Origin of the sequence: Mesorhizobium sp. B263B2A (assembly GCF_020165775.1) — a bacterium.
Lineage (GTDB): Bacteria > Pseudomonadota > Alphaproteobacteria > Rhizobiales > Rhizobiaceae > Mesorhizobium > Mesorhizobium opportunistum.
In genome coordinates this window covers 1-24,337 of record NZ_JAIUIU010000041.1, presented here as the reverse complement: position 1 = coordinate 24,337, position 24,337 = coordinate 1, and the positions used below count along the sequence as shown (strand labels likewise).

Below are 24,337 nucleotides of genomic sequence, written 5' to 3'. Positions count from 1 at the left end.
ACACCGATGTTGCAGTGCAGCAAAGTTGCGCGACAGAGGGTAGATCTGTGCGACCAGCAAACCGGCATTTTTCGCAATATCAGGACGTCGCCGCATGAGCGATGCAGCAAGCTGCGGCAAGCCAACACCGCCGACCCCATCATCCGGACCGGTCAAATGAACTACAGGCGCGACATCGACGGTCTGCGGGCGATCGCGGTGCTGCCCGTCGTGCTCTTCCATTTCGGCGTGTCCGCCATTCCCGGCGGCTTCACCGGCGTCGACATCTTCTTCGTCATATCGGGCTATCTGATCAGCGGCAGCCTCCTCGACGATCTCGAGCGCGGCCAGTTCTCGATCGGCCGCTTCTACTGGCGCCGTGCGCGCCGCATCCTGCCGGCGCTGACCTTCGTCATCGTGCTGGCGAGCATTGCTGCCTGGTTCATCCTTCTGCCGACGGACCTCCACGAATTCAGCCTCAGCGTGATCGCGGCCTCGACCTTCTGGTCGAACATCTATTTCTGGAAGACGACCAACTATTTCTCCATCGATGCCGCCCTGCGGCCGCTGCTGCACACATGGTCGCTTTCGGTCGAGGAGCAGTACTACATCTTCGCGCCGATCCTTGTGTATCTGATCTACCGCTATGCCTCGAAACGCTGGCTGACGATACTGCTGCCGATCGCCATCGGCAGCTTTGCCGTCGCGGTCATGGCAACCACGCTGGCGCCGACCGCCGGCTTCTATCTCTTGCCGACACGGGTCTGGGAACTGGCGCTGGGCGCCATGCTGATGCTGAAAAGGCCTCCGGCACTTGCCAGCCGGCTGGCGATGGAACTGATCGGCCTGGCCGGCTTTGTCCTTGTCGCGGCCGGGTTCCTGACGATTTCGGAAAGCGACCCGTTTCCGGGCTACAATGCCCTGTTGCCCTGTGTGGGAACGGCGCTGCTCATCTATGCCGGTACGGACCGCGCGGGCGCGAAAGGGCCGGCACCCATCGCCACCCGCGTGCTTCGGTTCGCCCCGCTGGTCTGGGTCGGCCTCATTTCCTACTCGCTCTACCTGGTTCACTGGCCGATCAACTCGTTCGTCCACTATCTCTCCCTGAGGGCCATCGGCGTGCCGACGATCGTCGCGATGACGGTGGGCAGCTTCGCCCTGGCGACGTTCTCCTGGAAATATGTCGAGCAACCCTTTCGCCAGAAACGGGCGTTCACCGCCCCTTTGCCCATCTTCGCCTTTTCGGCGACGGCGATCGCGCTGCTGTGCGTCGTTGGCCTGACTGGTGTGCTGGGCAACGGTTTTCCGCAACGGTTCCCGGATTTTTCGACCGAACGGATTCGCGTCGGCGACTGGCGCAACGGCGTCTGTTTCAATGAAGGCGGGACCCGGATCGAGACCTGGAACCTCGCCGACTGCACCCGCACGGAGGGCTTTGCCACCAATGTGCTGCTTTGGGGCGATTCCTTTGCAGCCCATTATGTTTCGGGGCTTGAGGCCAACGCCCAGAAAGTCCAGGCCAACGTCATCCAATACACCTATGCCGGCTGTCCACCGGACCTCAGCTATTTTTCCTATGCCCGGCCGGCCTGCACCCGCTTCAACGAACGGGCCCTGTCGATCATCCGGGACGCCAATATCCAGGCGGTGATCCTGAGCGGCCGTTGGAGCGACTACCAGATCCGGGGCTTCGATGGCCTGCAGAAGACGATCGATCGGCTTCGCGAAATGGGCGTCAAGGTCTATGTCATCGGCCAGTCTCCGGAATTCGTTGCCGACGTCCAGAAAATCGCCTTCTTCGCAACGCGGGAGCATGCCACGAACACGTCCTGGCCGATGGCCATGGATCCGGACATCAACAAGCGAGTGCTGCCATTCGTCAAAGGCGCTGATTTCATCGACCCGCTGGCCTATCTATGCGACGCGGCCGGCTGTTCCTATGCCGATGCAGGCACCAGGCAATTTCTCTACTTCGACTACGGCCATTTCTCGACCGCCGGAGCGGCGCTCGCCATCTCGAAATACTGGCCGAGCTTTGCCGCGAGCAACGAAGTCGCGAAGGCAAAAGGGCAATCCGCGGGCCATGGACCCGCGGAACCGCCGCAACTTGCGACGGGAGCCGGTTTGCGATTGCCCGGAGGCTAATCCTCATGGTAACGAGGCTGCTGCGCGGGTATGATGTAATGGCAGCCTGTCAGCTTCCCAAGCTGAACGCGCGGGTTCGATTCCCGCTACCCGCTCCAGCATATGTCCCAAGGGTTTTGCGCCTGATTTGGATCCGAAAACCAGCGGGTGCCGCAGGCAAGTCTAAGCCTGGCCTATTCGCATCTGCTTCTTGAGAAGGAACCGGGTGAAGTTCTCGAAGTTGCGCGGCGCCACCTGTTCGGGGAGGTGGGCCAGCACGTCTCCGGATCGGGCGTCGTCCTGGAAACGCTCCACCCACTCTTCGGTATGCGTGTCCCGCTGCAACCGCAAATTCGTCTTGAACTCGCAGTCGGGCATCTCAACCGATAATTGCCGGGCAACCGATGCGACGTAGGGACGGGGATCATCCAGCAGATCTTCGTAGAAGAAATGGTCGTGTGGCAAATCGGCGAGGCGCAAGTAGGCCTCCCAGAAGGCATAGCTCTGCTCGATCAGGAAATAGGCCCGGCAGATACCGGCGAAGTCGTATTGCGGAACCAGATCCGCGCGGTCCATCGTGCTTCTCCAACCGCCAGACGCCTTTGCCCGGCAGTAGGAAATCGCCTGACGAAGGCGGTCCCGCCGCTCCAGCAGGATCAAACCCATGGTATGGCGCCGGACACATTCGGCAAGGAAGTCGGCTCCATGTTTCGCCTGCGACCAGTGAAGGTGGCGTGGAAACAGTTTTACGGCGAACCTGCCATTCGCTGTCCCGCCGCGATCGATGACGGCAGACAGGAGTTCATCGAAGGATTTCGGTTTGAAACCCAGATTGGCCGTGTCGAGCCATTCGGCCGAGTTGCCTAACAATCCGGTGCTGTTTGCGAGGCTGCCAAGCCATTCGGAGCCGCTACGGGCCTCGGTCAGTATCGCCACACCTTTCATGCGTGCCGGTTGCCCCCTGCCTGTAAGCGTATGGCCGGCATTGCGGGATACGGTTCTGCGCCTCGATGGCTCCTCGGCATGGTCACCTCCGTCTAACAACAGGTCAATTAGTAATCTCTAATATGATTCCGTCAATTCGATCTTCGGCTAAGCAGGCCGGCCAATTCCGTCGCTGCGTGCGACACACAGGTCTGGCCCCTGCATACGTCCCCAATCAAGAAGGAGCCCGGCCACCGCAGCGGTGGCCGGCCTTCAACTCGCGGTCCGTTATAGCCAGATGCCGACCCAGACGCGCTCACGCCAGCAGCGGACACGGCGACGGCCATGGCGCCAATAACGACGGCACACCCTTCTCCAGACGCGACGCCGTCCCCCACGGCGGTGGTGGCGATAGTAGCGACGATGCCAACGGCGATGGGAGACCTGCTCCACCTCGACCTGGTCGTCGCCTTCCAAGACAGCCGGATCCGGCTTGTCCAATTCATCGAGAATTCCGTTACCGTTGCCTTGGGGAATACCGGCAACCGCGCGGCCGGGTCCGGCTACGCTCGCAAACGCAACTGCCCCCGCAACGCCAAGCATTCCAGTGAGAAATAACCGACGTTCCATCAAAGCCTCCAGAATTGTTGACCGCCGGTGCTTCGTTCCCTCGCCCAAAACGGGCTCCAGCAAGCATGCCGACTGGATTGAACGCGCGAGCTCGATTCGCGTTCCATCATCCCACTTCGCGCAGGATAAAATCGTGCAGCATCTTGGCGGCCGGCGACAGCACGCGATTCTTGACCGTGATCAGGCTGTAGGGCCTGACCTCGATGTCGAACTCGGTCTGGACGACGTCGATGGCGCCGGCGAGTCCGTCGGGATTCTGGATGAATTTCGCGACCTGTATCGAGACTGGGGCGATGGCGTCGGACTGCGCGACCATGACCAGCGTCAAGAGCAGCGAGCTGGTGTTGAGGATGCGGTCCGGAAGCGCGATGTTGCGGTTGAGGAAATTGCTCTCCATCGCCTGGCGCAAGGGCGAACCGCCCGATTGGAAGACCCAGTCATAGGCGGCGGTATCTTCCAGCCGCACCACGCTGGCCCTGGTGAGCGGATGGCCGCGGCGCACGATCAGGCAGGCTTTCTCGACGCCGATGACACGGGATTCGAACAGCCGTGGGTTCAGGTCGTCAGGAATGCGCGCAATGATGAAATCATGGCGCGTGGCAATAAGTTCGCGCGCCAGTACATTCGAGGTCTCGACCTGCATGGTGATCTCGATGCGCGGATAGATGCGGCGAATTTCGCGAATCGCCGGCACCGCCAATTCGATCGCCGGCGCCGTCACGGCACCCAGGAACACCGAGCCGCCCTTGCCCGCCTTGAGCTCGGAGATCTCGCGATCGACCTCGCGCATCTCCAGCAGGATCGAGCGCGCACGCCTCGCCAGCGCCTTGCCGTAAGGCGTCAGCGTGACGCCGCGCGGCAGCCTTTCGCACAGCTTGACCTCCAGCACCGCCTCCATCTCGGCGATCATGCGCGAAGCCGCCGGTTGCGAGATGTTCATGACCTGGGCAGCCGCGCTCACCCGACCGTGATCATCCAGGGCCACGATCATGCGCATGTGACGCAGGCTGAGACCGCTGCGCAGCAGGGTCTCGCCGTCACCGGGCAGCTCGTTGTAACCCTCTGAAATTCCACCGGGATTGCGCAATGTCGCCATGAATGTCCCTAACTCGCCAATATCGTGTTCCTGGATCCAACATATATCAGTCCCGGTATAGCAACCATCAAAGATCGCATTTGACAGTTATGGCAAAGAGCCACACCCTTCGCGCGTTCCGAGACGTGACAGTCGCCGACGATGAAATCGTATCGATTGAAATCAGCGGTTCGGGACCATGGGAGGATACCGGAGATCGATATGACGGCAGCAGTGCCTTGGCGCTTCTGCACGATTGCGCGGCCCGCGACCCCCGGGGTGCCGCGTCCATCAAACAGGGAGAGTTATGTGAAAATCATCAAGACACTGGCCGCAGTCGCGGCGCTTGGCATCGCTGCCATGACCTACTCGGCACACGCAGCCGACAAGGGTCTTGTCGGCGTGCTGATGCCGACCAAGACTTCGCAGCGCTGGATCAATGACGGCGACGCCGTCAAGTCCCAGCTCGAGGCTCTTGGCTACACCGTTGACCTGCAGTACGCGCAGGACGACATCCCCAACCAGCTCAGCCAGCTGGAAAACGAAATCACCAAGGGTCCGAAGGCGCTGATCATCGCCTCGATCGACGGCACCACGCTCTCGGATGCCTTGCAGAAGGCCGCTGACGCGGGCGTCGTCGTCGTCGCCTATGACCGCCTGATCAAGAAGACCGCCAATGTCGACTATTACACCACCTTCGACAATTTCGGCGTCGGCGTGATCCAGGCGAATTCGCTGGTCAAGGGCCTCAAGGAGCGCTTCCCGAACACCAAGCCGTGGAACGTCGAACTGTTCGGCGGCTCGCCCGACGACAACAACGCCTTCTTCTTCTACAATGGCGCGATCTCCGTCCTGCAGCCGCTGATCGACGACGGCTCAATCAAGATCAAGTCCGGCCAGATGGGCATGGACAAGGTCGGCACGCTGCGTTGGCTCGCCGCCACCGCCCAGGCGCGCATGGACAACCTGCTGTCGGCCAACTATTCGGACGGCAGCCGCGTCGATGGCGTTCTGTCGCCCTATGACGGCCTGTCGCGCGGCATCACCGCCTCGCTGCGCGCCGTTGGTTACGGCACGGACGCACAGCCTTGGCCGATCGTGACCGGTCAGGACGCCGAGACCGCTTCGGTCAAGCTGATCATCACGGGCGAGCAGTACTCGACCGTGTTCAAGGACACCCGCGATCTGGCCAAGGCCACTGTCGGTCTGGTCGACAAGGTGCTCTCGGGCGGCAAGCCTGACGGCCTCGACACCAAGACCTACAACAACGACGTCAAGGTCGTTCCCTCGATCCTGTTGACGCCGCACGAAGTCGACAAGTCGAACTACCAGAAGCTGGTCGTCGACTCCGGCTACATCAAGGCCGAAGACCTGAAGTAATTTCGGTTGCAAAGCCAGGGGTCCTGCGCAACGCAGGGCCCCTTTTCGTTCACCAGCGACCCCGGTATTGTTGCGGACCTCGCAGGAGAATTATTGCCCATGACCTCGACGATTTTGGAGATGCGCGACATCACCAAGACGTTCCCCGGCGTGAAGGCGCTGTCGAACGTCAACCTCAGCGTCGAGGAAGGCGAGATCCACGCCGTGGTCGGAGAGAACGGCGCCGGCAAGTCGACGCTGATGAAAGTCCTGTCGGGCGTCTATCCGGCAGGCACCTATGACGGCCAGATCATCTTTCAGGGCCAGGAATGCCAGTTCAAAGGCATCCATGACAGCGAACACAAGGGCATCGTCATCATCCACCAGGAGCTTGCGCTGGTACCGATGCTGTCGATCACCGAAAATATCTTCCTCGGCAACGAACACGCCCGCCACGGCGTCATCGACTGGGATGCCAACGAGGCGCGCACCGCCGCCCTGTTGAAGAAGGTGGGCCTCAAGGAGGACCCCAAGACACTGATCACCAATATCGGCGTCGGCAAGCAGCAGTTGGTCGAAATCGCCAAGGCGCTGAGCAAGGACGTCAAGCTTTTGATCCTCGACGAGCCGACCGCGTCGCTCAGCGAAAAAGACAGCCAGGCGCTGCTCGACCTTCTGCTCGAATTCAAGCGGCAAGGCATGACCTCGATCCTGATCTCGCACAAGCTCAACGAGATCAACCGGGTCGCGGACAAGGTGACGGTCATCCGTGACGGACGCACCATCGAGACGCTGGCCAAGAAAGATATCAGCGAAGATCGTATCATCACCTCGATGGTCGGCCGTTCGCTCGATGACCGCTATCCGCCGCGCGAGCCTAAGATCGGCGAAGTCGTGTTCGAGGTGAAGAACTGGTCGGTCTATCACCCGCTCCACGCCGAAAGGCAGGTGATCAAGGGCATCGACATCAATGTGCGCAAGGGCGAGGTGGTCGGCATTGCCGGGCTGATGGGCGCCGGGCGCACCGAATTCGCCATGAGCCTTTTCGGCCGCTCCTATGGCCGGCGCATCACCGGCGAGGTGCTGCTCAAGGGCAAGCCGGTCGATGTCTCCTCGGTAAGCAAGGCGGTCCAACACGGCATTGCCTACGTCACCGAGGACCGCAAGACCTACGGTCTCAACCTCATCGACCATATCAAGCACAACATAACGCTTGCCAATCTCGGCGGCGTGTCGCGCCACAGCGTCATCGACGACATGCGCGAGCTCGCCGTTGCCAACGACTATCGCAAGAAGACCAATATCCGTGCGTCCAGTGTCTATCAGTTGACCGGCAACCTTTCCGGTGGCAACCAGCAGAAGGTGGTGCTGTCGAAATGGCTGTTCGCCGACCCTGACGTGCTGATCCTCGACGAACCGACGCGCGGCATCGACGTCGGTGCCAAATACGAAATCTACACGATCATCGCGCGGCTTGCCTCGGAAGGTAAGGCGATCGTGGTCATCTCGTCGGAAATGCCGGAATTGCTCGGGATTACCGACCGCATCTACGTCATGAACGAAGGACGCATCGTGGGCGAAATGCCCGCGGCGGACGCGAGCCAGGAAAAAATAATGCGCGCCATCGTCCGGGGAGAAGGAAAAGCAGCATGAGCACCGATAGCGCCCCCGCCCCACAGGGCAACATCGCCGAAGAACAGCGTCCACGCATCGCCGTGTCGGCGCTGGCGACGAACTTACGCGAATACGGCCTGATTATCGCGCTGATCGTCATCATGCTGTTCTTCCAGTTCACCACCTCGGGAACGCTGTTCAAGCCGGTCAACCTCAGCAACCTGGTGCAGCAGAACTCGTTCATCATCGTGATGGCGCTGGGCATGCTGCTGGTCATCGTATCGGGCTATATCGACCTCAGCGTCGGGTCGGTCGCCGGTTTTATCGGCGCGCTGGCGGCAAACATGATGGTTATCTGGCAGCTCGGACCGCTCAGCAATCCGCTGGTGGTTTCGATCATCTGCCTGATCGTGGGCGGCCTGATCGGCGCGGCGCAAGGCTATTGGATCGCCTATCACCGGATACCGAGCTTCATCGTCACGCTGGCCGGCATGCTGATCTTCCGCGGCATCTGCCAGGCGCTGCTGGGTGGCGGCTCCTCGGTGGGACCACTGCCGGGCGACTTCAAAATGCTCAGCTCCGGCTTCATCCCGGACGTGATCGGTCCGCTGACGCTTGTCCCGCCGGTAGTGAACGCGGCCGGCAAGACCATCCTGGGCAGCGGCGTGACCCTGCACATGACGACGGTCGTGCTCGGCCTGATCGCCGTGCTGGCCTATGCCTATTTCGGGGTGAGGACGCGGCGCAAGCGCGAACGCCACGGCTACGAGGCCGAGCCCTTCCCGCTGTTCGTCATCAAGACGCTGGTCGCCAGCGCGCTGGCACTGTTCCTGGTCTATGAGTTCGCCAGCTACCGGGGCCTGCCGGTGGTGCTGCTCGTCATGGGCGTGCTGATCACGCTGTTCGTCTTCGTCACCAAGCGCATGACCATCGGCCGCCGCATCTACGCGATGGGCGGCAATCCCAAGGCGGCGCAGCTGTCGGGCATCAACACCGAGCGGCTGACTTTGCTGGTGTTCATCAATATGGGCGTGCTGTCGGCGCTCGGCGGCTTGATCATCGCGGCACGCCTCGGCCAGGCCGTGCCGGCGGCAGGCCTGGGCAGCGAGCTCGACGTCATCGCCGCCGTCTTCATCGGCGGCGCCTCGGCGATGGGCGGCGTCGGCCAGGTCATCGGCGCCGTGGTCGGCGGCTTCATCATGGGCGTGATGAACAACGGCATGTCGATCATGGGCGTCAATGTTGACTGGCAGCAGGTGGTCAAAGGCCTGGTGCTGCTCGGCGCCGTGATCTTCGACGTCTACAACAAGAACAAGGCCTGACACGAGCAATTCCAGGAAAGGCGCGTCGCGGTTTTCCCACAGGAATTGCGTAGGAGCAAAAATACCGGGAGCGGGTCGAACCGCTCCAGCAAGGGCAACGAGGAAGGCATACGGGTCACATCGCGGCGCTGCCGGCAACCCGCCGGCATGAAGAAGTTCCCTCCAGGAACCAGGCCCCGCGAGCGCAATCCGAACGGAGAATTTCACCCGTGGCACGGACGACGTTCCGGCCGCGCTTGGGAAGGTTTGCCGCACCGGCAGCCATGCCAAGGCACATGAGAGAGGATTGATCATGCTGATCTCGCAGATTCTCGACGACGCCGAGACCATTCGTGTCGTTGCCCGCAGCGGCGGCAAGACCCGGATCATCAACGGGGCGCGCAGCGTCTATTCGCTGGCGATGGAGGCTGCCCGCACCGGCGTCGGCCTCGTCGCGCTGATCGAGCGCAAGGGACTTGGCGAGACGGTCGATATCGACGCCGCCTACAAGAAGGGGCGGCTCCTGTCGCCGATCAATCACCCCGATCCGGCGCACCTGCATCTGACCGGCACCGGGCTGACCCATCTCGGTTCGGCCGCGACGCGCGATTCCATGCACAAGAAGCTCAGCACCGACGGCGAGGAGCAGCTCACCGATTCCATGAAGATGTTCCGCATGGGCCTGGAAGGCGGCAAGCCCGCGAAAGGCCAGACCGGCGTGCAGCCGGAATGGTTCTACAAGGGCAACGGCACGATGGCCGTGGCGCCGGGTGCCGCGCTCCTGTCACCGGCCTTCGCCAAGGACGCCGGCGAGGAACCCGAGGTGGCAGGCATCTATGTCATCGGCGACGATGGCGCCCCATTCCGCGTCGGCTTCACGCTGTCGAACGAGTTTTCCGACCACGTGACCGAGCGCGTCAACTATCTCTTCCTCGCCCATTCCAAGCTGCGCAACGCCTCCTTCGGACCCGAGATCCTGATCGGAGACCTGCCATCGGACATCCGCGGCACGTCACGTATCGTGCGCGACGGCAAGACGCTGTGGGAAAAGCCGTTCCTGTCGGGCGAAGCGAACATGTCGCATACCATCGGCAATCTCGAACATCACCACTTCAAATACTCGGCCTTCCGTCAGCCGGGCGACGTGCATGTGCACATGTTCGGCACGGCGACGCTGTCCTTCGCCGACGGCATCAAGACCGAGGCCGGCGACGTGTTCGAGATCGAGGCCGGGGATTTCGGCCTGCCGCTGCGCAATCCGCTCGAGATTGAGCAGCCGGTGAAGGTGGCGGTCAAGGCGCTGTAGCACCAGCTTTCCTTCTCCCCCTGTGGGAGAAGGTGGATCGGCGCGCAGCGCCGAGACGGTTGAGGGGTGCGTGAAGGATCGCCGCCCTTGCCAAGCTGGAACACCCCTCATCCGACCGAGCTTCGCTCGGCCACCTTCTCCCACAGGGGGAGAAGGAAGAGGCAGGAACCTCAATAAATATCGAAGTCGAAATATTTGGCCTGGATCTTCTTGTAGGTGCCGTCGGCGACGATGGCGTCGATGGCCGCGTTGAGCTTGTCGCGCAGTGCGGTGTCGTCGAGGCGCACGGCGATGCCGGCTTGCGTCTCCGTGCCCTTGACGTCTCCAATCATCTTGCAGCAGCCGTCGCTCGCCTTCTTCATCCAGTCCATCAGCACAAACTTGTCCGAGATCACAGCGTCAAGCCGGCCGTTCTGCAGGTCGGTGATCGCTTCCTCCTGGGTCGGGTAGAGTTTTGCCTCCGCGCCTGCCTTGCCATAGACGTCCTGGTCATAGGTGGCCTGCGTGGTCGCAGCCTGGGCGCCGACCGTCTTGCCGGCAAGTGCCGCCGGTTCGGTGGAGGCGATGTCGCTGTCCTTCAAGGCGACCAGGGCGAGCGGCGTCGTATAATATTTGTTGGTGAAGGCGACCTGCTTCTTGCGCTCTTCGGTGATGCTCATCGAGGCGATGATGGCGTCGAACTTCTTGGCCTGCAGGGCGGGGATGATGCCATCCCAGTCCTGGGTGACGATTTCGCACTCGACCTTCATCTGCGCGCACAGCGCATTGGCGATGTCGATGTCGAAGCCGACAACCTTGCCGTCGGAGGTGATGGTGTTGAATGGCGGATAGGCGCCCTCGGTGCCGATTTTCAATTTTTCGGCAGCCTGCGCCGACAGAGAGCCCGCCGCCATCGCCAACATGGCAGCGCCTGCCGCCGATAGGATCCATTTTGAAATCTGCATTTTCTCGTTCCCCTTGAGCGCCGCATCCCGGCGACCGACAAGCCAGCCAAGCATGATGTGCCAGCGCAGGCAAGTATTTTGCCTGGCGGTAATCGGAGCTCAGCGTGCGGCGCGGAAATGCTTGGACAGCTTCAGGCCCTGCGCCTGGTAGTTGGAGCCGAGGTCGGTGCCGTAAAGCGCCTGCGGCCGCTTCAGCATGTGCTCGTAGACCAGCCGGCCGACGATCTGGCCATGATCGAGGATGAACGGCACTTCGTGGCTGCGCACTTCGAGCACCGCCCTGCTGCCGGTGCCGCCGGACGCCGAATGGCCGAAGCCCGGATCGAAGAAGCCAGCATAGTGAACACGGAATTCGCCGACGAGCGGATCGAAGGGCGTCATCTCGGCTGCATAGAGCGGCGGCACATGCACCGCTTCCTGGCTGACGAGGATGTAGAATTCGTCGGGATCGAGCACCAGTTCGCCGGCGCCGCTCTTGTGGATCGGCTCCCAGAAATCGACGACATCCTGCGCGGCGCGCTTGTCGACGTCGACCAGACCGGTGTGATGCTTGCCGCGATAACCGACCAGGCCATCCTTGTCGCCGTTGAGGTCGATCGACAGTGCGATGCCGCCGCCGGAAATGTTCGGTGGTTCGGTGGCGACCAGCATCTCGGCACGGTGCAGTTCATGCAATTCGGCTTCCGAGAGCAGTGCATTGCCGGTGCGGAAGCGGATCTGCGACAGGCGCGAACCGGTGCGCGCGACGATCGGGAAGGTGCGCGGGCTGACTTCCAGATAGAGCGGGCCGTTGTAGCCGGCGGCGATCTTGTCGAACTCGTGGCCGCGGTCGGTCATCACACGGGTGAAGATATCGAGCCGGCCGGTCGAGCTCTTCGGGTTGGCCGAGGCCGAAATGTCCGCCGGCAGCGCCAGGCTTTCGAGCAGCGGCACAATGTAGACGCAGCCGGTTTCCAGCACAGCGCCTTCGGCAAGATTGATCTCGTGCAGCTTCAGGCGATCGAGCTTTTCCGAAACCGTGTGGTTGGGGCCGGGCAGGAAGGAAGCCCGCACCCGCCAGGCCTTGTCGCCGAGCCTGAGATCGAGGCTCGCCGGCTGGATCTGGTCGGCATCGAGCGCGCGCGGCGACTTCAGCGCGCCGGACTGGAACAGCGCCGCAATGTCCTGATCGGGAAGAATGCCTGTCTGCCGCAAGGCTGCGCTCCTGGCCGACGATTTTCTTGTCGCACAAACCTCTTAATGAAGCCGGCAATTGACGCAAGCGTGGGACGGGTCTAAAGGGTCGTTATCCCGTGGTGATTTGGCCGGTCGGCTTGCAGCCACGTTAAACAAGTCGCTAAAGGACCGTTGGCCGCAAGGCCGTATGGACCGGTTGCGACTTTCGCGGCCGGTTTTTTTGTGTCTGGAACAAAGCAATGAGCAACAAGAAGCGCGACTGGAAGCCACAGACAGCCCTCGTTCATGGCGGAACCCTGCGTTCCCAATTCGGCGAGACGTCGGAAGCAATGTACCTCACCCAAGGCTATGTCTACGAGACGGCGCAGGCGGCGGAGGCCCGTTTCAAGGGCGAGGAACCAGGCTTCATCTATTCGCGCTACGCCAATCCGACCGTCGACATGTTCGAAAAGCGCATGTGCGCGCTGGAAGGCGCCGAGGATGCGCGCGCCACGGCGTCGGGCATGGCGGCGGTGACGGCGGCGCTCTTGTGCAGCGTCAAGGCCGGCGACCATATCGTTGCGGCGCGCGCGCTGTTCGGCTCCTGCCGCTGGGTGGTCGAGACGCTGGCGCCGCGATACGGCATCGAAGCGACGCTGGTCGATGGCACCGATATCGCCAACTGGGAGAAGGCGGTCAGGCCCAATACCAAGCTGTTCTTCCTGGAAAGCCCGACCAACCCAACGCTGGAAGTGGTCGACATATCAGCCGTCGCAACACTTGCCAATTCAATCGGTGCGCGGCTCGTCGTCGACAATGTCTTCGCCACGCCGTTGCAGCAGAAGCCGCTGCAGCTCGGCGCCCACATTGTCGTCTATTCGGCCACGAAGCACATCGACGGCCAGGGGCGCTGCCTGGGCGGCGTTATCCTGTCGGACAAGAAGTGGATCGACGAGAACCTGCACGACTATTTCCGCCACACCGGCCCCAGCCTGTCGCCGTTCAATGCCTGGACGCTGCTGAAGGGACTGGAGACGCTGCCGGTGCGCGTGCGCCAGCAGACGGAAAGCGCCGGCAAGATCGCCGATTTCCTCGCCGGGCAGCCGCAGATCGCCCGCGTCATCTATCCCGGCCGCGCCGACCACCCGCAGGCTGATATCGTCAGGAAGCAGATGTCGGGCGGCTCGACGCTGATCTGCCTCGACGTCAAGGGCGGCAAGCAGGCGGCCTTCGCCTTGCAGAACGCGCTGGACATCGTTCTGATCTCGAACAATCTCGGCGATGCCAAGAGCCTGATCACCCATCCGGCGACGACGACGCACAAGAATTTGAGCGACGAGGCCCGGACCGAACTCGGCATCGGGCTAGGTACGCTCAGGCTGTCGGTCGGCCTGGAGGATACCGACGACCTTCTGGAAGACCTCGCGCAGGCGTTGAGGGCAGCCAAATAGGGAAGACAGTCCGGTAGGTCCGTCGAGCAGGCGCGATCAGGCGCTTGACGGCGTCTCCTCCAGTTCGGCCGCCTTGGTGCGGATGGTCATCGCGTTGCCGCGCCAGTCGACAGCGCCGCCGAGCCAGCCACGCGTCCACATCGCCGGCAAGATCAGGTCGCGCACCATGATCGCCGCGACCATGCGCGGCGACAGGTACCAGCCCTTGGACCAGGCCAGCGCGCACTCCGGAAGATAGAAGGCCGCCAACACGGCAAGCGCGGTTGCCCAGAGGCTGAAGCCGGCGCTCGCCGCCGCGACCAGCGCAAGCGCCAGCGGCACCACAGCACCAGTGAGGATTTCGGGCGTGAAGAACAGCGGAAAGGTGACGCGGCGCAAGCGCGCCCAGCGGGCCTGGCGCGACCAGATCTCGCCAAGCCTGCGCCGGCCGAGCGGCTGCTCGAAGGGCGAAGCGACGAGATTGACGCGCAGGCCGAGGCCGTTCACCAGCTTGGTCGCGGCGGCGTCCTCGGCGATCTCGGCCGCCAGCGCGCGAATGCCGCCGCTGGCATCCAGCATCGGCTTGTTCCACAGCATGCTCTTGCCCTGGGCAAAGCCAAGGCCGAGCGCCTCGCCGGCATATTGCCAGCGGGCCTGCAGCGTGTTGAGAAAGGCGCATTCGACCTCGGCCCAAAAACCGTCGGGACGCGAGCCGATTGGCGTCGAGCAGACAAGGCCGGTATCGGCTCGCCACGCCGCCATCAAATGCTGGATGTAGTCCCTGGGCATCAGCACGTTGGAGTCTGCAAGAACGACCCAGTTGTGGCGCGCCGCTTCCCAGCCTTTGACGCAGTTGTTGAGTTTGGGATTGGCGCTGACGCGGTCGTCGCCGATCAAAAGCCGGGCCGGCACTTTGGGAAACCGGGCAATCGCCCTGTTTATCAGTTTGACGACCGGATCGTCGGCATGGGCGACGCAGAAGATCAGCTCGTAGCGCGGCCAGTCGAGCGAGAAGGCGCGTTCCAGTGTCTCGTGCGTGAACGGCTCGACACCACGCGATGGCACGACAATCGACACTGGCTGTGATTTGCCGCCCGGCGGGGCGACCGTGGTTCGCCGCTTCAGCTGTGAAGCGGCAAGCGAAATGCTGGCGGCATTTGAGAGGATGAGAGCAGTCGAAAGCGAGGCGGCTATGAGAGCGAGTTCCATCGAGATCTGGTCACTCCAGAAAAGACGGCCGGCTTTATGGCCGTTTTCAACAGTTCGACAGAGCGTCGAGTCGCCCGCTTGGCGCACACCACCATTGTCCTGTGTCACTTAAATGACATTCTTTGCCGGCACCTGCGTTTCAAAACCAGGCGCGACAAGACGCGCATGTTGACCTGCTCGCCGGGAGCGCCGAAATTACCGGATCTTTTGGAGCCGTTTATGTATAGCGCCGTCACGCGCAACATCGAAGTGCAGGTCAGGCCGTTCTATCTCGAGGACCGCTCGGATCCTTCGGAGAACCGCTATGTCTGGGGCTATCAGGTAACGATCGACAATCAGTCGGACGAGTTCGTGCAGCTTCTGTCGCGTTATTGGCACATCACCGACGGCACCGGCCGGGTCGAGGAAGTGAGTGGGCCGGGCGTCGTCGGCGACCAGCCTGAACTCAATCCCGGCGACAGCTATCAGTATACGTCCGGCTGCCCGCTCTCGACCCCGTCAGGGATCATGGTCGGCCGCTACACGATGCGCAACAAGCGCGGCGAGACCTTCGACATCGCCATTCCGGCATTTTCACTCGACCTGCCAGGGACGCGGCGGACGGTGAATTAGCGGCTTTCTCTCCGTTCCACGGAGAGAAAGCCGGTTCCTTCATTGCGCCGCGAATTCCGCCGGGTCGAAGTCATATTGCTTCGAGCAGAACTCGCAGGCGACGTGGATGCCGCCGTCCTCGGTGCTGTCCTTGATCTCCTGCGCGGAAAAACCCTCGAGGATGCCGCGGATCTTGTCGCGCGAGCATGAGCACTGGTCGGCGACGGGAACGCCGCCGAAGACGCGCACGCCGTGCTCATGGAACAGGCGATAGAGCAGCCGTTCGGCGCCGATCGTCGGATCGATCAGTTCGGTCGGCTCGATGGTGCCGAGCAGCGCCAGCAATTCCTGCCAGGAATTGTCGGCCGGATCGTGGATCTCCTCGCGCGGATCGCCATCGCCGCCGGGCAGATCCGGAACGCGCATGCGCTCGGGCGATTGCGGCAGGAATTGCGCCAGGATGCCGCCGGCACGCCACTGCTCGCGCGCCCCGCCAGGGCCGGGCGTCAACAGCTTGGCCACCGACAGCCTGATATCGGTCGGGATCTGTTCCGACTGGCGGAAATAGGTGCGCGCGGCGTCTTCCAGCGTTTCGCCGTCGAGCTGAACGATGCCCTGGTAGCGCTGCGTGTGGGCGCCCTGGTCGATGGTCAGCGCCAGAACGCCGCTGCCGAGCAGCGTCTGCTGCGATGTCTCGCCGGCCGCGACCAAAGCCTCAAGCCTGTCGGCATCGAAGCGCGCATAGGCGCGCAGCGCCGAGGGCGTGGAGAAGTCCGCCACCAGCATGTCTACCGGCCCGTCGGTGCGGGTCTGCAGGATGAACTTGCCCTCGAACTTGAGCGAAGTGCCGAGCAGCACCGTCAGCACACAGGCTTCCGCCAGCAGGCGCGCGACCGGCTCGGGATAATCGTGGCGGCTCAGGATGGCGTCGAGCATCGGCCCGAGCTGGACCGTGCGGCCACGCACGTCGAGCGGGCCGACCTCGAAGGGCACGACGTGATCGTCGCCGGCGTAGCCGAACTCGCCGAGTTTGGGGTGATGTTCAGTCACTTGATACGTTTCCAACATGACAAAGCTCCGGGGCGCGGCCATGCCGTCCTCTCGGGAGCATGCGTCCAAACGCGCTTGATTTGCGTGATGCGGCGCAGATAGGCATCGCGCCTCCGCAGATCAAGCGCCCAGACACTTCAAGCACCGAGACACTTCAAGCACCCAGACACTTCAAGCACCAAGACACCAGGCAAGCACGGCCTTCTGGGCGTGGAGCCTGTTCTCGGCCTCGTCGAAGACCACCGAGTGCGGGCCGTCGATGACTTCGTCGGTCACTTCCTCGCCGCGATGAGCAGGCAGGCAGTGCATGAACAATGCGTCGGGCTTCGCCCTGGCCATCAGCTTGGCATTGACCTGATAGGGCGAGAACACGTTGTGGCCACGGGCGCGATGCTCCTGCCCCATCGACACCCAGCAATCGGTGACGATGCAGTCGGCCTGGTCGACGGCCTCCTCGGGCGAGCGGGTGAAGTGCAGCTTGCCGCCATTCGCCTGCGACCAGTCGATATGCTTCTGCGCCGGCTCGCTGCCTTCGGGCACGGCGACGTTGAGGTTGAAGCGGAACCGCGCCGACGCCTCGAGCAGCGAATGCAGCACATTGTTGCCGTCGCCGGTCCAGGCAATGGTCTTGCCGGCAACCGGACCGCGATGCTCCTCGAAGGTCATGATGTCGGCCATCAGCTGGCAGGGATGGGTATCGTCGGTCAGCCCGTTGATAACCGGGATGGTGGCGTTCTCGGTCAGTTCCAGCAGCCGTTCGTGCGAGGTGGTGCGGATCATGATGGCGTCGACATAGCGCGACAGCACCTTGGCGGTGTCGGCGATGGTCTCGGAACGGCCGAGCTGCATCTCGGTGCCGGTCAGCATGATGGTCTCGCCGCCAAGCTGGCGCATGCCGACGTCGAAGGACACCCGCGTGCGCGTCGACGGCTTGTCGAAGATCATGGCAAGCACCTTGCCTTCGAGCGGCTTCGAGCGCTCGCCGGCCTTGAGGCGCTCCTTGCGCGCCACCGCGTCGGTCAGCATGCAGCGCAAATCGCCTTCGGAAACGGCGGAAAGATCGGTGAAGTGGCGAAGTGACATCGGCAACGGTTCCGGGATTTACTTCGCGGCGGCGGAGGCGATCGCCTCCACCAGGCCCTTGGCGCCGGCGCGGATGCGATCGAGCGCGTCGTGGATCTCGCTATCGGTGACGGTGAGCGGCGGCAGCAAGCGGATGACGTTGTCGCCGGCCGGAACCGCCAGCAGGTGCTGGTCGCGCAATGCCATGTTCACCTTGGCATTGGGCATGGCGCATTTGAGGCCGAGCATCAGCCCGGTGCCCCTGATGTCCTCGATGACCTCGGGGAATTCGTCGGCAACGGCGGCAAGTCCCTGCTTTATCAGCAGCGCCTTGCGCTGGACGTCCTCGAGGAAGCCCTCTTCGAGCACCACGTCGAGTACGGCGTTGCCGACCGCCATGGCCAGCGGGTTGCCGCCGAAGGTGGTGCCATGCACGCCGGCGGTCATGCCGACGGCCGCTTCGTCGGTGGCAAGGCAGGCGCCCATCGGGAAGCCGCCGCCAATGCCCTTGGCAATGGCCATGATGTCGGGCGTGACGCCTGACCATTCATGCGCGAACAGCTTGCCGGTGCGGCCGATGCCGCACTGGACCTCGTCATAGATCAGCAGCAGGTCGTGCTGGTCGCAAAGCTGGCGCAGCCGCTTCAGCGATTGCGCAGGCACCGGGCGGATGCCGCCCTCGCCCTGCACCGGCTCGATCAGGATCGCGGCGGTCTCCGGGGTGATCGCCTTTTCGGCGGCATCGATGTCGTCGAAGCCGACCTGGTCGAAGCCTTCGACCTTGGGTCCGAATCCCTCGAGGTATTTGTACTGGCCACCGGCCGCGATGGTCGCCAGCGTGCGGCCGTGGAAAGCACCCTCGAAGGTGATGGTGCGGAAGCGCTCGGGATGGCCCTTGACAAAGTGGTAGCGCCGCGCCGTCTTGATCGCGCATTCCAGCGCCTCGGCGCCGGAGTTGGTGAAGAACACCTTGTCGGCGAAGGTGGCATCGGCCAGCCGTTCGCCAAGCCGGCTCTGCCCGGGAATCTCGTAAAGATTGGAAACGTGCCAGAGCTTGGCTGCCTGCTCGGTGAGGGCCGCGACCAAGTGCGGATGGCCGTGGCCAAGCGAATTGACCGCGATGCCGCCGGCGAAATCGAGATATCGCTCGCCCTTGTCGGTAACCAGCCAGGAGCCTTCCCCATGGTCGAAAGCCAGGGGTGCGCGAGAAAAGGTCTCGAAAAGCGCCGAACCGCTCATTATATGCTTCTCCGGTGCCGGAAAATCAAAAAAGCCGCCAAAGCGGCGGCCTTTGCGGCTTATCGTGTTTTTCGGCCATGAAGTCAACGAAAACGTCGCGTAGTGGCACGCGGCAAGCCCCCTGACAGGACGCCGGCTCATAAGAGAGCGGCAAGTTGGGGAAAACCGAAAAAACCGAATCGTGTTGCACTTGGGACTCTTGTCACCGAGTCAGCGCATAGAGTAGTTGTAGATGAGAAATAACTAGATTTCGTGCGGCGGACCTAATCACCAGATATATGTGGTGTCTGCCCCAGCAGTGGTGCTGGGTCGGGAGTGGATTCTGATTGCCGCACGCTTAGCAGGAGCGCGGTCTCATGAACTGGACTGACGAGCGGGTCGAACTTCTCAGAAAACTGTGGTCGGAGGGTCTGAGCGCAAGCCAGATTGCTGCGCAGCTCGGAGGGGTCAGCCGCAATGCGGTCATCGGCAAGGTGCACCGGCTGAAACTGTCGGGCCGCGGGCGCGCAACTGCGGCGCCGGCACGCCAGAAGAAGACGGCGCAGGGATCGACCGTTCAGAAATCGGTGGCGCGGGCCGCAAGCGCATCACGTCACGTCACGACATCGATCGGCGCAACGGCCTTGCAGACCCAGTTCGACGCCGAACCGGTGGCGCGGCACTACATCCGGCCGGTCGAGAATGTCGTGGTACCGATCTCACGGCACCTGCAGCTCGTCGAGCTGACCGAGCGCACCTGCAAATGGCCGAACGGCGATCCGCTTTCGGAGGACTTCAACTTCTGCGGCAACGAAGCCGCCGAAACCGGCCCTTACTGCAAATACCACGCCCGCGTCGCGTTCCAGCCGGCGGCGGAGCGGAGGCGGAACAGATAGATAGGAATTGGGCAGTAGGGATTAGGCAGTAGGGTAGTGGGGTAGTATGATCTGCGGCTTGCGAGGTGCTTCCTAGCCTACTGCCTACTGCCTACTGCCTACTGCCTACTGCCTACTGCCTACTGCCTACTGCCTACTGCCTACTGCCTACTGCCTGCCCTCACAGCCACCCGTTCTTGCGAAACCGCCAGTACAGGACCGCGCAGATCAGCGCGATGGTGGCCAGCACCATCGGGTAGCCATATTCCATCCTCAGTTCCGGCATGTCGGTGAAATTCATGCCGTAGATGCCGGCGAAGGCTGTCGGCACGGCCAGGATGGCCGCCCATGAGGCGAGTTTCTTCGAGATCGCCGTTTCCTGGCTCTGACCGACCAGCAGGCTCGCCTCGAAGGCGAAGGCCAGCACCTCGCGCAGGCTGTCGATCTTTTCCTGGACGGTACGGATGTGGTCGGTCACGTCGCGGAACAACGGGTGCATGGCGGAATGGATCTGCGGCAGGTCGGCGCTGGTCAGCCGGCGGCAGACTTCCACCAGCGGCAGCGCTGCATTGCGCAGGCGCAAGAGATCGCGGCGCAGCATATAGAGCCGCTCGATGTCGGGGCCGGTCATCGGCTTCAAAAGGACCTTGTCCTCGATCGCCTCGACCTCGTCCTCGATCTGCTCGAGCACCGGCATGTAATTGTCGACGATGAAATCGAGAATGGCATAGAGGACGAAATCCTCGCCCTTGGCCAGCGAATGCGGGCAGCTTTCCCAATGCTGGCGCACGGCGGCATAGGATGTCGAAGGCCCGTGTCTGACGCTGACGATGTAGCCCGAGCCGACGAACAGATGCGTCTCTCCGAAGGTGACACGTCCTTCGATCAGCTGCGCGGTGCGGGCGACGATGAACAGCGCATCGCCATATTGTTCGATCTTCGGCCGCTGATGCGGATGTTCGGCATCCTCGATCGCCAGTTCGTGCAGATGAAATTGCGCCTGGACACGCGACAGAAGCTCCCGGTCGGGTTCAAGCAGCCCAATCCAGACGACGTGTCCCGACTTCTTGGCCCACTCGCCGGCTTCCTCGATCGGGATGTCGGCAATGCGACGCCCGGCGGTGTAGACGCCGGAGGCGATGATGCCTGACTGCGGCGGCGCGGGCTTGAACTCCCGGACATATTCCATCGCTGCCTCCCGAAAGCATTGCCTTCCCTGGGGAACCAACCAGTCTGGCATCGGGATAGTTTAGCGCAATATGATCAAGCGTTCGAGAAAAAGTGCACTCACTTCGCCGACAGTGGCGGTGAAAAGCCGATCTTGTCCGTCTTGTCGCTCTTCGGCCGGTCCGCGGGCATCTGGTCGCCGGTGACGATGTAGTAGATGGTCTCGGCGATGTTGGTGGCATGGTCGCCGATGCGCTCGATGTTCTTGGCGCAGAACAGGAGATGCGTGCAGGGCGTGATGTTGCGCGGATCTTCCATCATGTAGGTCAGCAATTCGCGAAACAGCGACGTGTACATGGCATCGATCTGGTTGTCGCGGTCGCGCACGAAACCGATCTTCTCGACCGAGCGCGACGCGTAGACGTCGAGAACTTCCTTGAGCTGGGTCAGCGCCAAATTGGCCAGGGCCTCCAGGCCTCGGAACAGGCTGGTCGGCTGGCGCCCGTCGGTGACGGCGACCACGCGCTTGGCGACGTTCTTGCCGAGGTCGCCGACCCGTTCGAGGTCGGCGGAAATGCGGATGGCGCCGACAATCTCGCGCAGGTCCGTCGCCATCGGCTGGCGCCTGGCGATGATGATGATCGCCTTGTCGTCGATCTCGCGCTGTCCCTCGTCCAGCACCGCGTCGTCACGGATGACCTTCTGGGCCAGTCCCGGATCGGCGTTGACCAGGGCGGCGACCGCCTGCTCGACCATGCGTTCGGCATGGCCGCCCATCGCCGCGATGCGCTTCGACAGATATTTCAGTTCCTCGTCGTAGGCGCTCACTATGTGCACGGACTGCATGGACGAATGCCTTCCCACGGATGTCTTGAGTCGTTTCCTCGAATCCCCGCTGATACGCTAACCGGATGACAGAAAAAAGAAACGGCCTCTGGGAAAACTAGGGCAGCATCAGTGCGCCGGCAAATGAACAGAGAAGGCGGCGCCCTTGCCGACCTCCGACCTGATCGTCAGCCTGGCGTTGTGACGCGTCAGGATATGCTTGACGATCGACAGGCCGAGGCCTGTGCCTTTCTGAGTCCGGCTGGTCTCGACATCGATACGGTAGAAGCGCTCGGTGATGCGCGGAATGTGCTCCTCGGGGATGCCGGGGCCGAAATCCCTGATCGTCACGTCGATACCGGGTTCGGAACCGTCGTCACCGGGCGCGATCGACACCACGACGCGGCCGCCCGACTGGCCGTATTTGCAGGCGTTCTCCAGAAGGTTCTCGAAAACCTGGAACAGCTCGTCGCGGTCGCCCGGCACATCGAGCGGCCCGTCGGCGAAATCGCGCTCGATGACGACGTTGTTTTCGCGGGCCAGAGGGGCCAAGGAATCGATGACGCTGTCGACGGTCTGGCGCAGATCGACCTCGGTTCCCGGCTTCAGATAAGGCTTCATCTCCAGTCGCGACAGCGACAGGAGATCATCGATCAGGCGCGCCATGCGGCCAGTCTGGTTTTGCATGATCTGCAGGAATTGCTCGCGCGCCGCCGGATCGTTGCGGGCCGGTCCGCGCAGCGTTTCGATGAAGCCGGAGATCGAGGCCAGCGGAGTGCGCAATTCGTGGCTGGCATTGGCGATGAAGTCGGCGCGCATGCGGTCGATGCGACGCGTTTCGCTCTGGTCCTTGAACACGAGCACATAAAGATCGGTGCCGTGTCCGACCGAGGACGCGCTGACCCGGTAGGCGCGCTCGACCGGCAGTTTCTCGGTATAGTCGACGACATCCGAGGCGACATTGCCCGACAGCACGCCGTCCAGCAGGGCCTGCATTTCCGGCGCCCGGAATTTCAGCGATAGCGATATGCCCGGTGCAATCCCGCCAAAGGCGGCGAAGGCAGCGGCGTTGGCGTGGACGATGATGGCGGCATGGTCGAAGATGATGAGCGGGTCGGCGACGGCCGCCGCCAGATATTCGCCGGAGAGCCGCTGCAGGCCGATCGCTTCGATCGACGCCGCACCCTCAAAGGATTGGCGGACACCAGCCGTCGGCAACATCGCGGCCGCGAGCAGCAGGAGCAGCGCCGGCACCAGCACGTAAGCGGAAATACCCGCGAAGGCGATCAGAACCGCCACGACACCGGCCGCAAGCAGCCAGCGGCTGTTCCACAGCCTGACGGCCAGGGTCCGCGCCATGCCTTTCTGCTCTGCGTCCAGGTCTGTCATCCGCCCGCGTGCCCGCGCCTATGCCGTCCCCACCGGTCGTGCGGCGACGGAAACTTCCGCTGGACCGCTCCGGAGGCTCCCAATAGCATGAGTCCGGATGCTTAAAAGGGTTCGTCTCGATGAAAAAAGCCAACGAAGACTCCGCCGCGCCGACTTCGGGTCCGCTGAAAATCAGGATCGGCGGCAAGGAGCGGGAGTTCGATATCGAAAATCCCGAGCTTCCAGATTGGGTCGAGGACAACAAGCTGACCGCGGGCGGCTATCCCTACGACAAGAAAATGAAAAGCGATGAGTATGACGAGACGCTCGAGAAATTGCAGATCGAGCTGGTCAAGGCGCAGGCGTGGCTGCAGGCAACGGGCAAGCGGGTGATGGCGCTGTTCGAGGGCCGCGACGCCGCCGGCAAGGGCGGCACGATCTTCGTGGTGCGCCAGTACCTCAACCCACGCACGGCGCGCAACGTGGCGTTGACCAAGCCCACGCCCACCGAGCTCGGACAATGGTACTACCAGCGTTATGTCGACCATTTCCCGACGGCGGGCGAATTCGTCACCTTCGACCGTTCCTGGTACAATCGCGCCGGCGTCGAGCCGGTGATGGGGTTCTGCACGCCGCAACAGCACCAGAAGTTTCTCGACGAGACGCCGCATTTCGAGCGGATGATCGTCAATGACGACATCCACTTCTTCAAATTCTGGCTGAATATCGGCCGGGAAACGCAGCTCGAGCGCTTTCACGATCGCCGCTACAGCCCGCTGAAGAGCTGGAAGTTCTCGCCGATCGACATTGCCGGCATTACCAAATGGGACGATTACACCAAGGCGCGCGACACCATGTTCGAGCGCACCCACAAGGAATTCGCACCGTGGATCATCGTGCGGGCCAATGACAAGCGCCGTGCGCGGCTGGCGGTGATGCGGCGCATCCTGTTGTCGCTGCCCTATGAGGGGCGCGATCTCGATGTCGTCGGCAAGGAAGACAAGAAGATCATCGGCGAAGGGCCGTCATTCCTCGGCAAGGAAGGCTGATGCCTGCCCGGGGGGGGGGGGGGGGGGGGGGGGGGGGGGGGGGGGGGGGGGGGGGGGGGGGGGGGGGGGGGGGGGGGGGGGG

At 62.7% G+C, this 24,337-nt stretch carries 20 protein-coding genes, 1 tRNA gene and 1 riboswitch; of the genes, 10 read left to right on the top strand and 11 right to left on the bottom strand.

The window, feature by feature from the left end; genetic code table 11:
• Positions 1-156 precede the first annotated feature (156 nt).
• Positions 157-2,124, top strand: coding sequence for an acyltransferase family protein (locus tag LB568_RS31920; RefSeq protein WP_224732272.1), 1,968 nt, complete (start codon positions 157-159; stop codon positions 2,122-2,124).
• Between the two features lie 24 nt (positions 2,125-2,148).
• Positions 2,149-2,222 (top strand) — tRNA-Gly (locus LB568_RS31915).
• Between the two features lie 64 nt (positions 2,223-2,286).
• On the opposite strand, the gene LB568_RS31910 is transcribed toward LB568_RS31915, so the two are convergent.
• Together LB568_RS31910 and LB568_RS31905 are read right to left on the bottom strand one after the other, a co-directional pair.
• Positions 2,287-3,048: a Stf0 family sulfotransferase gene (locus LB568_RS31910; protein ID WP_023768346.1), complete on the bottom strand. Its 762-nt coding sequence runs from the start codon at positions 3,046-3,048 to the stop codon at positions 2,287-2,289.
• Positions 3,049-3,763: 715 nt separating this feature from the next.
• The gene (locus LB568_RS31905) at positions 3,764-4,753 is read right to left on the bottom strand and encodes a LysR family transcriptional regulator (RefSeq protein WP_013897258.1); all 990 of its coding nucleotides are present in this window, start codon (positions 4,751-4,753) and stop codon (positions 3,764-3,766) included.
• Positions 4,754-5,041: 288 nt separating this feature from the next.
• On the opposite strand from LB568_RS31905, the gene chvE reads away from it, so the two are divergent.
• The 4 genes from chvE to araD1 all read left to right on the top strand — a co-directional run bounded on the left by chvE (position 5,042) and on the right by araD1 (position 10,312).
• On the top strand, positions 5,042-6,112 hold the full coding sequence (gene chvE, locus LB568_RS31900; RefSeq protein WP_023768349.1) for a multiple monosaccharide ABC transporter substrate-binding protein: 1,071 nt from the start codon (positions 5,042-5,044) through the stop codon (positions 6,110-6,112).
• Between the two features lie 99 nt (positions 6,113-6,211).
• On the top strand, positions 6,212-7,744 hold the full coding sequence (mmsA, locus tag LB568_RS31895; protein WP_140569937.1) for a multiple monosaccharide ABC transporter ATP-binding protein: 1,533 nt from the start codon (positions 6,212-6,214) through the stop codon (positions 7,742-7,744).
• Entirely contained in the window at positions 7,741-9,027 is a 1,287-nt protein-coding gene (gene mmsB / locus LB568_RS31890; RefSeq protein WP_013897261.1) for a multiple monosaccharide ABC transporter permease, read from the top strand. The genes mmsA and mmsB overlap by 4 nt, the downstream gene beginning before the upstream one ends.
• A 292-nt stretch (positions 9,028-9,319) precedes the next feature.
• A complete protein-coding gene (gene araD1, locus LB568_RS31885; protein ID WP_140569940.1) occupies positions 9,320-10,312 on the top strand; it encodes an AraD1 family protein in 993 nt (330 codons plus the stop codon).
• A gap of 170 nt (positions 10,313-10,482) precedes the next feature.
• Here the strand turns inward: araD1 and LB568_RS31880 are convergent, their stop codons facing one another.
• Together LB568_RS31880 and LB568_RS31875 are read right to left on the bottom strand one after the other, a co-directional pair.
• A complete protein-coding gene (locus LB568_RS31880) occupies positions 10,483-11,256 on the bottom strand; it encodes an ABC transporter substrate-binding protein (RefSeq protein WP_224732271.1) in 774 nt (257 codons plus the stop codon).
• Between the two features lie 99 nt (positions 11,257-11,355).
• Complete coding sequence (locus tag LB568_RS31875; protein WP_224732270.1) at positions 11,356-12,450, bottom strand: 2'-deoxycytidine 5'-triphosphate deaminase; 1,095 nt, start codon at positions 12,448-12,450, stop codon at positions 11,356-11,358.
• An 88-nt stretch (positions 12,451-12,538) separates the two neighbouring features.
• Positions 12,539-12,616, top strand: a riboswitch (SAM riboswitch).
• Positions 12,617-12,671: 55 nt separating this feature from the next.
• Here LB568_RS31875 and LB568_RS31870 point away from each other — a divergent pair.
• Positions 12,672-13,862 carry an O-succinylhomoserine sulfhydrylase gene (locus LB568_RS31870; RefSeq protein WP_224732269.1) on the top strand — a complete coding sequence of 397 codons (1,191 nt, stop codon included), beginning with the start codon at positions 12,672-12,674 and terminating at the stop codon, positions 13,860-13,862.
• A 36-nt stretch (positions 13,863-13,898) separates the two neighbouring features.
• On the opposite strand, the gene LB568_RS31865 is transcribed toward LB568_RS31870, so the two are convergent.
• On the bottom strand, positions 13,899-15,050 hold the full coding sequence (locus LB568_RS31865) for a ceramide glucosyltransferase (RefSeq protein WP_224732268.1): 1,152 nt from the start codon (positions 15,048-15,050) through the stop codon (positions 13,899-13,901).
• A 219-nt stretch (positions 15,051-15,269) separates the two neighbouring features.
• Here LB568_RS31865 and apaG point away from each other — a divergent pair, with 219 nt between their 5' ends.
• Entirely contained in the window at positions 15,270-15,662 is a 393-nt protein-coding gene (gene apaG, locus LB568_RS31860; RefSeq protein ID WP_224732267.1) for a Co2+/Mg2+ efflux protein ApaG, read from the top strand.
• A 39-nt stretch (positions 15,663-15,701) separates the two neighbouring features.
• On the opposite strand, the gene LB568_RS31855 is transcribed toward apaG, so the two are convergent.
• The 3 genes from LB568_RS31855 to LB568_RS31845 all read right to left on the bottom strand — a co-directional run bounded on the left by LB568_RS31855 (position 15,702) and on the right by LB568_RS31845 (position 18,992).
• Positions 15,702-16,733 carry an Hsp33 family molecular chaperone gene (locus LB568_RS31855; RefSeq protein ID WP_224732266.1) on the bottom strand — a complete coding sequence of 344 codons (1,032 nt, stop codon included), beginning with the start codon at positions 16,731-16,733 and terminating at the stop codon, positions 15,702-15,704.
• A gap of 129 nt (positions 16,734-16,862) precedes the next feature.
• Positions 16,863-17,774, bottom strand: coding sequence for an ornithine carbamoyltransferase (gene argF, locus LB568_RS31850; protein ID WP_224732265.1), 912 nt, complete (start codon positions 17,772-17,774; stop codon positions 16,863-16,865).
• Between the two features lie 18 nt (positions 17,775-17,792).
• A complete protein-coding gene (locus LB568_RS31845; RefSeq protein WP_140569963.1) occupies positions 17,793-18,992 on the bottom strand; it encodes an aspartate aminotransferase family protein in 1,200 nt (399 codons plus the stop codon).
• Between the two features lie 356 nt (positions 18,993-19,348).
• Here LB568_RS31845 and LB568_RS31840 point away from each other — a divergent pair, with 356 nt between their 5' ends.
• Positions 19,349-19,867, top strand: a complete 519-nt coding sequence (locus LB568_RS31840) for a GcrA family cell cycle regulator (RefSeq protein ID WP_023777200.1) — start codon at positions 19,349-19,351, stop codon at positions 19,865-19,867.
• A gap of 160 nt (positions 19,868-20,027) precedes the next feature.
• Here LB568_RS31840 and LB568_RS31835 read toward each other — a convergent pair whose 3' ends face one another.
• The 3 genes from LB568_RS31835 to LB568_RS31825 all read right to left on the bottom strand — a co-directional run bounded on the left by LB568_RS31835 (position 20,028) and on the right by LB568_RS31825 (position 23,227).
• The gene (locus LB568_RS31835; protein ID WP_013897272.1) at positions 20,028-21,035 is read right to left on the bottom strand and encodes a magnesium and cobalt transport protein CorA; all 1,008 of its coding nucleotides are present in this window, start codon (positions 21,033-21,035) and stop codon (positions 20,028-20,030) included.
• 98 nt (positions 21,036-21,133) lie between these two features.
• Positions 21,134-21,859, bottom strand: a complete 726-nt coding sequence (gene phoU, locus LB568_RS31830) for a phosphate signaling complex protein PhoU (protein WP_224732264.1) — start codon at positions 21,857-21,859, stop codon at positions 21,134-21,136.
• A 108-nt stretch (positions 21,860-21,967) separates the two neighbouring features.
• Positions 21,968-23,227 (bottom strand): ATP-binding protein, encoded by a 1,260-nt coding sequence (locus LB568_RS31825; RefSeq protein ID WP_041164440.1) that lies wholly within the window; start codon positions 23,225-23,227, stop codon positions 21,968-21,970.
• 119 nt (positions 23,228-23,346) lie between these two features.
• Between LB568_RS31825 and ppk2 the strand changes: the two genes are divergently transcribed.
• Positions 23,347-24,255, top strand: coding sequence for a polyphosphate kinase 2 (ppk2, locus tag LB568_RS31820; protein ID WP_224732263.1), 909 nt, complete (start codon positions 23,347-23,349; stop codon positions 24,253-24,255).
• Positions 24,256-24,337: the final 82 nt, after the last annotated feature.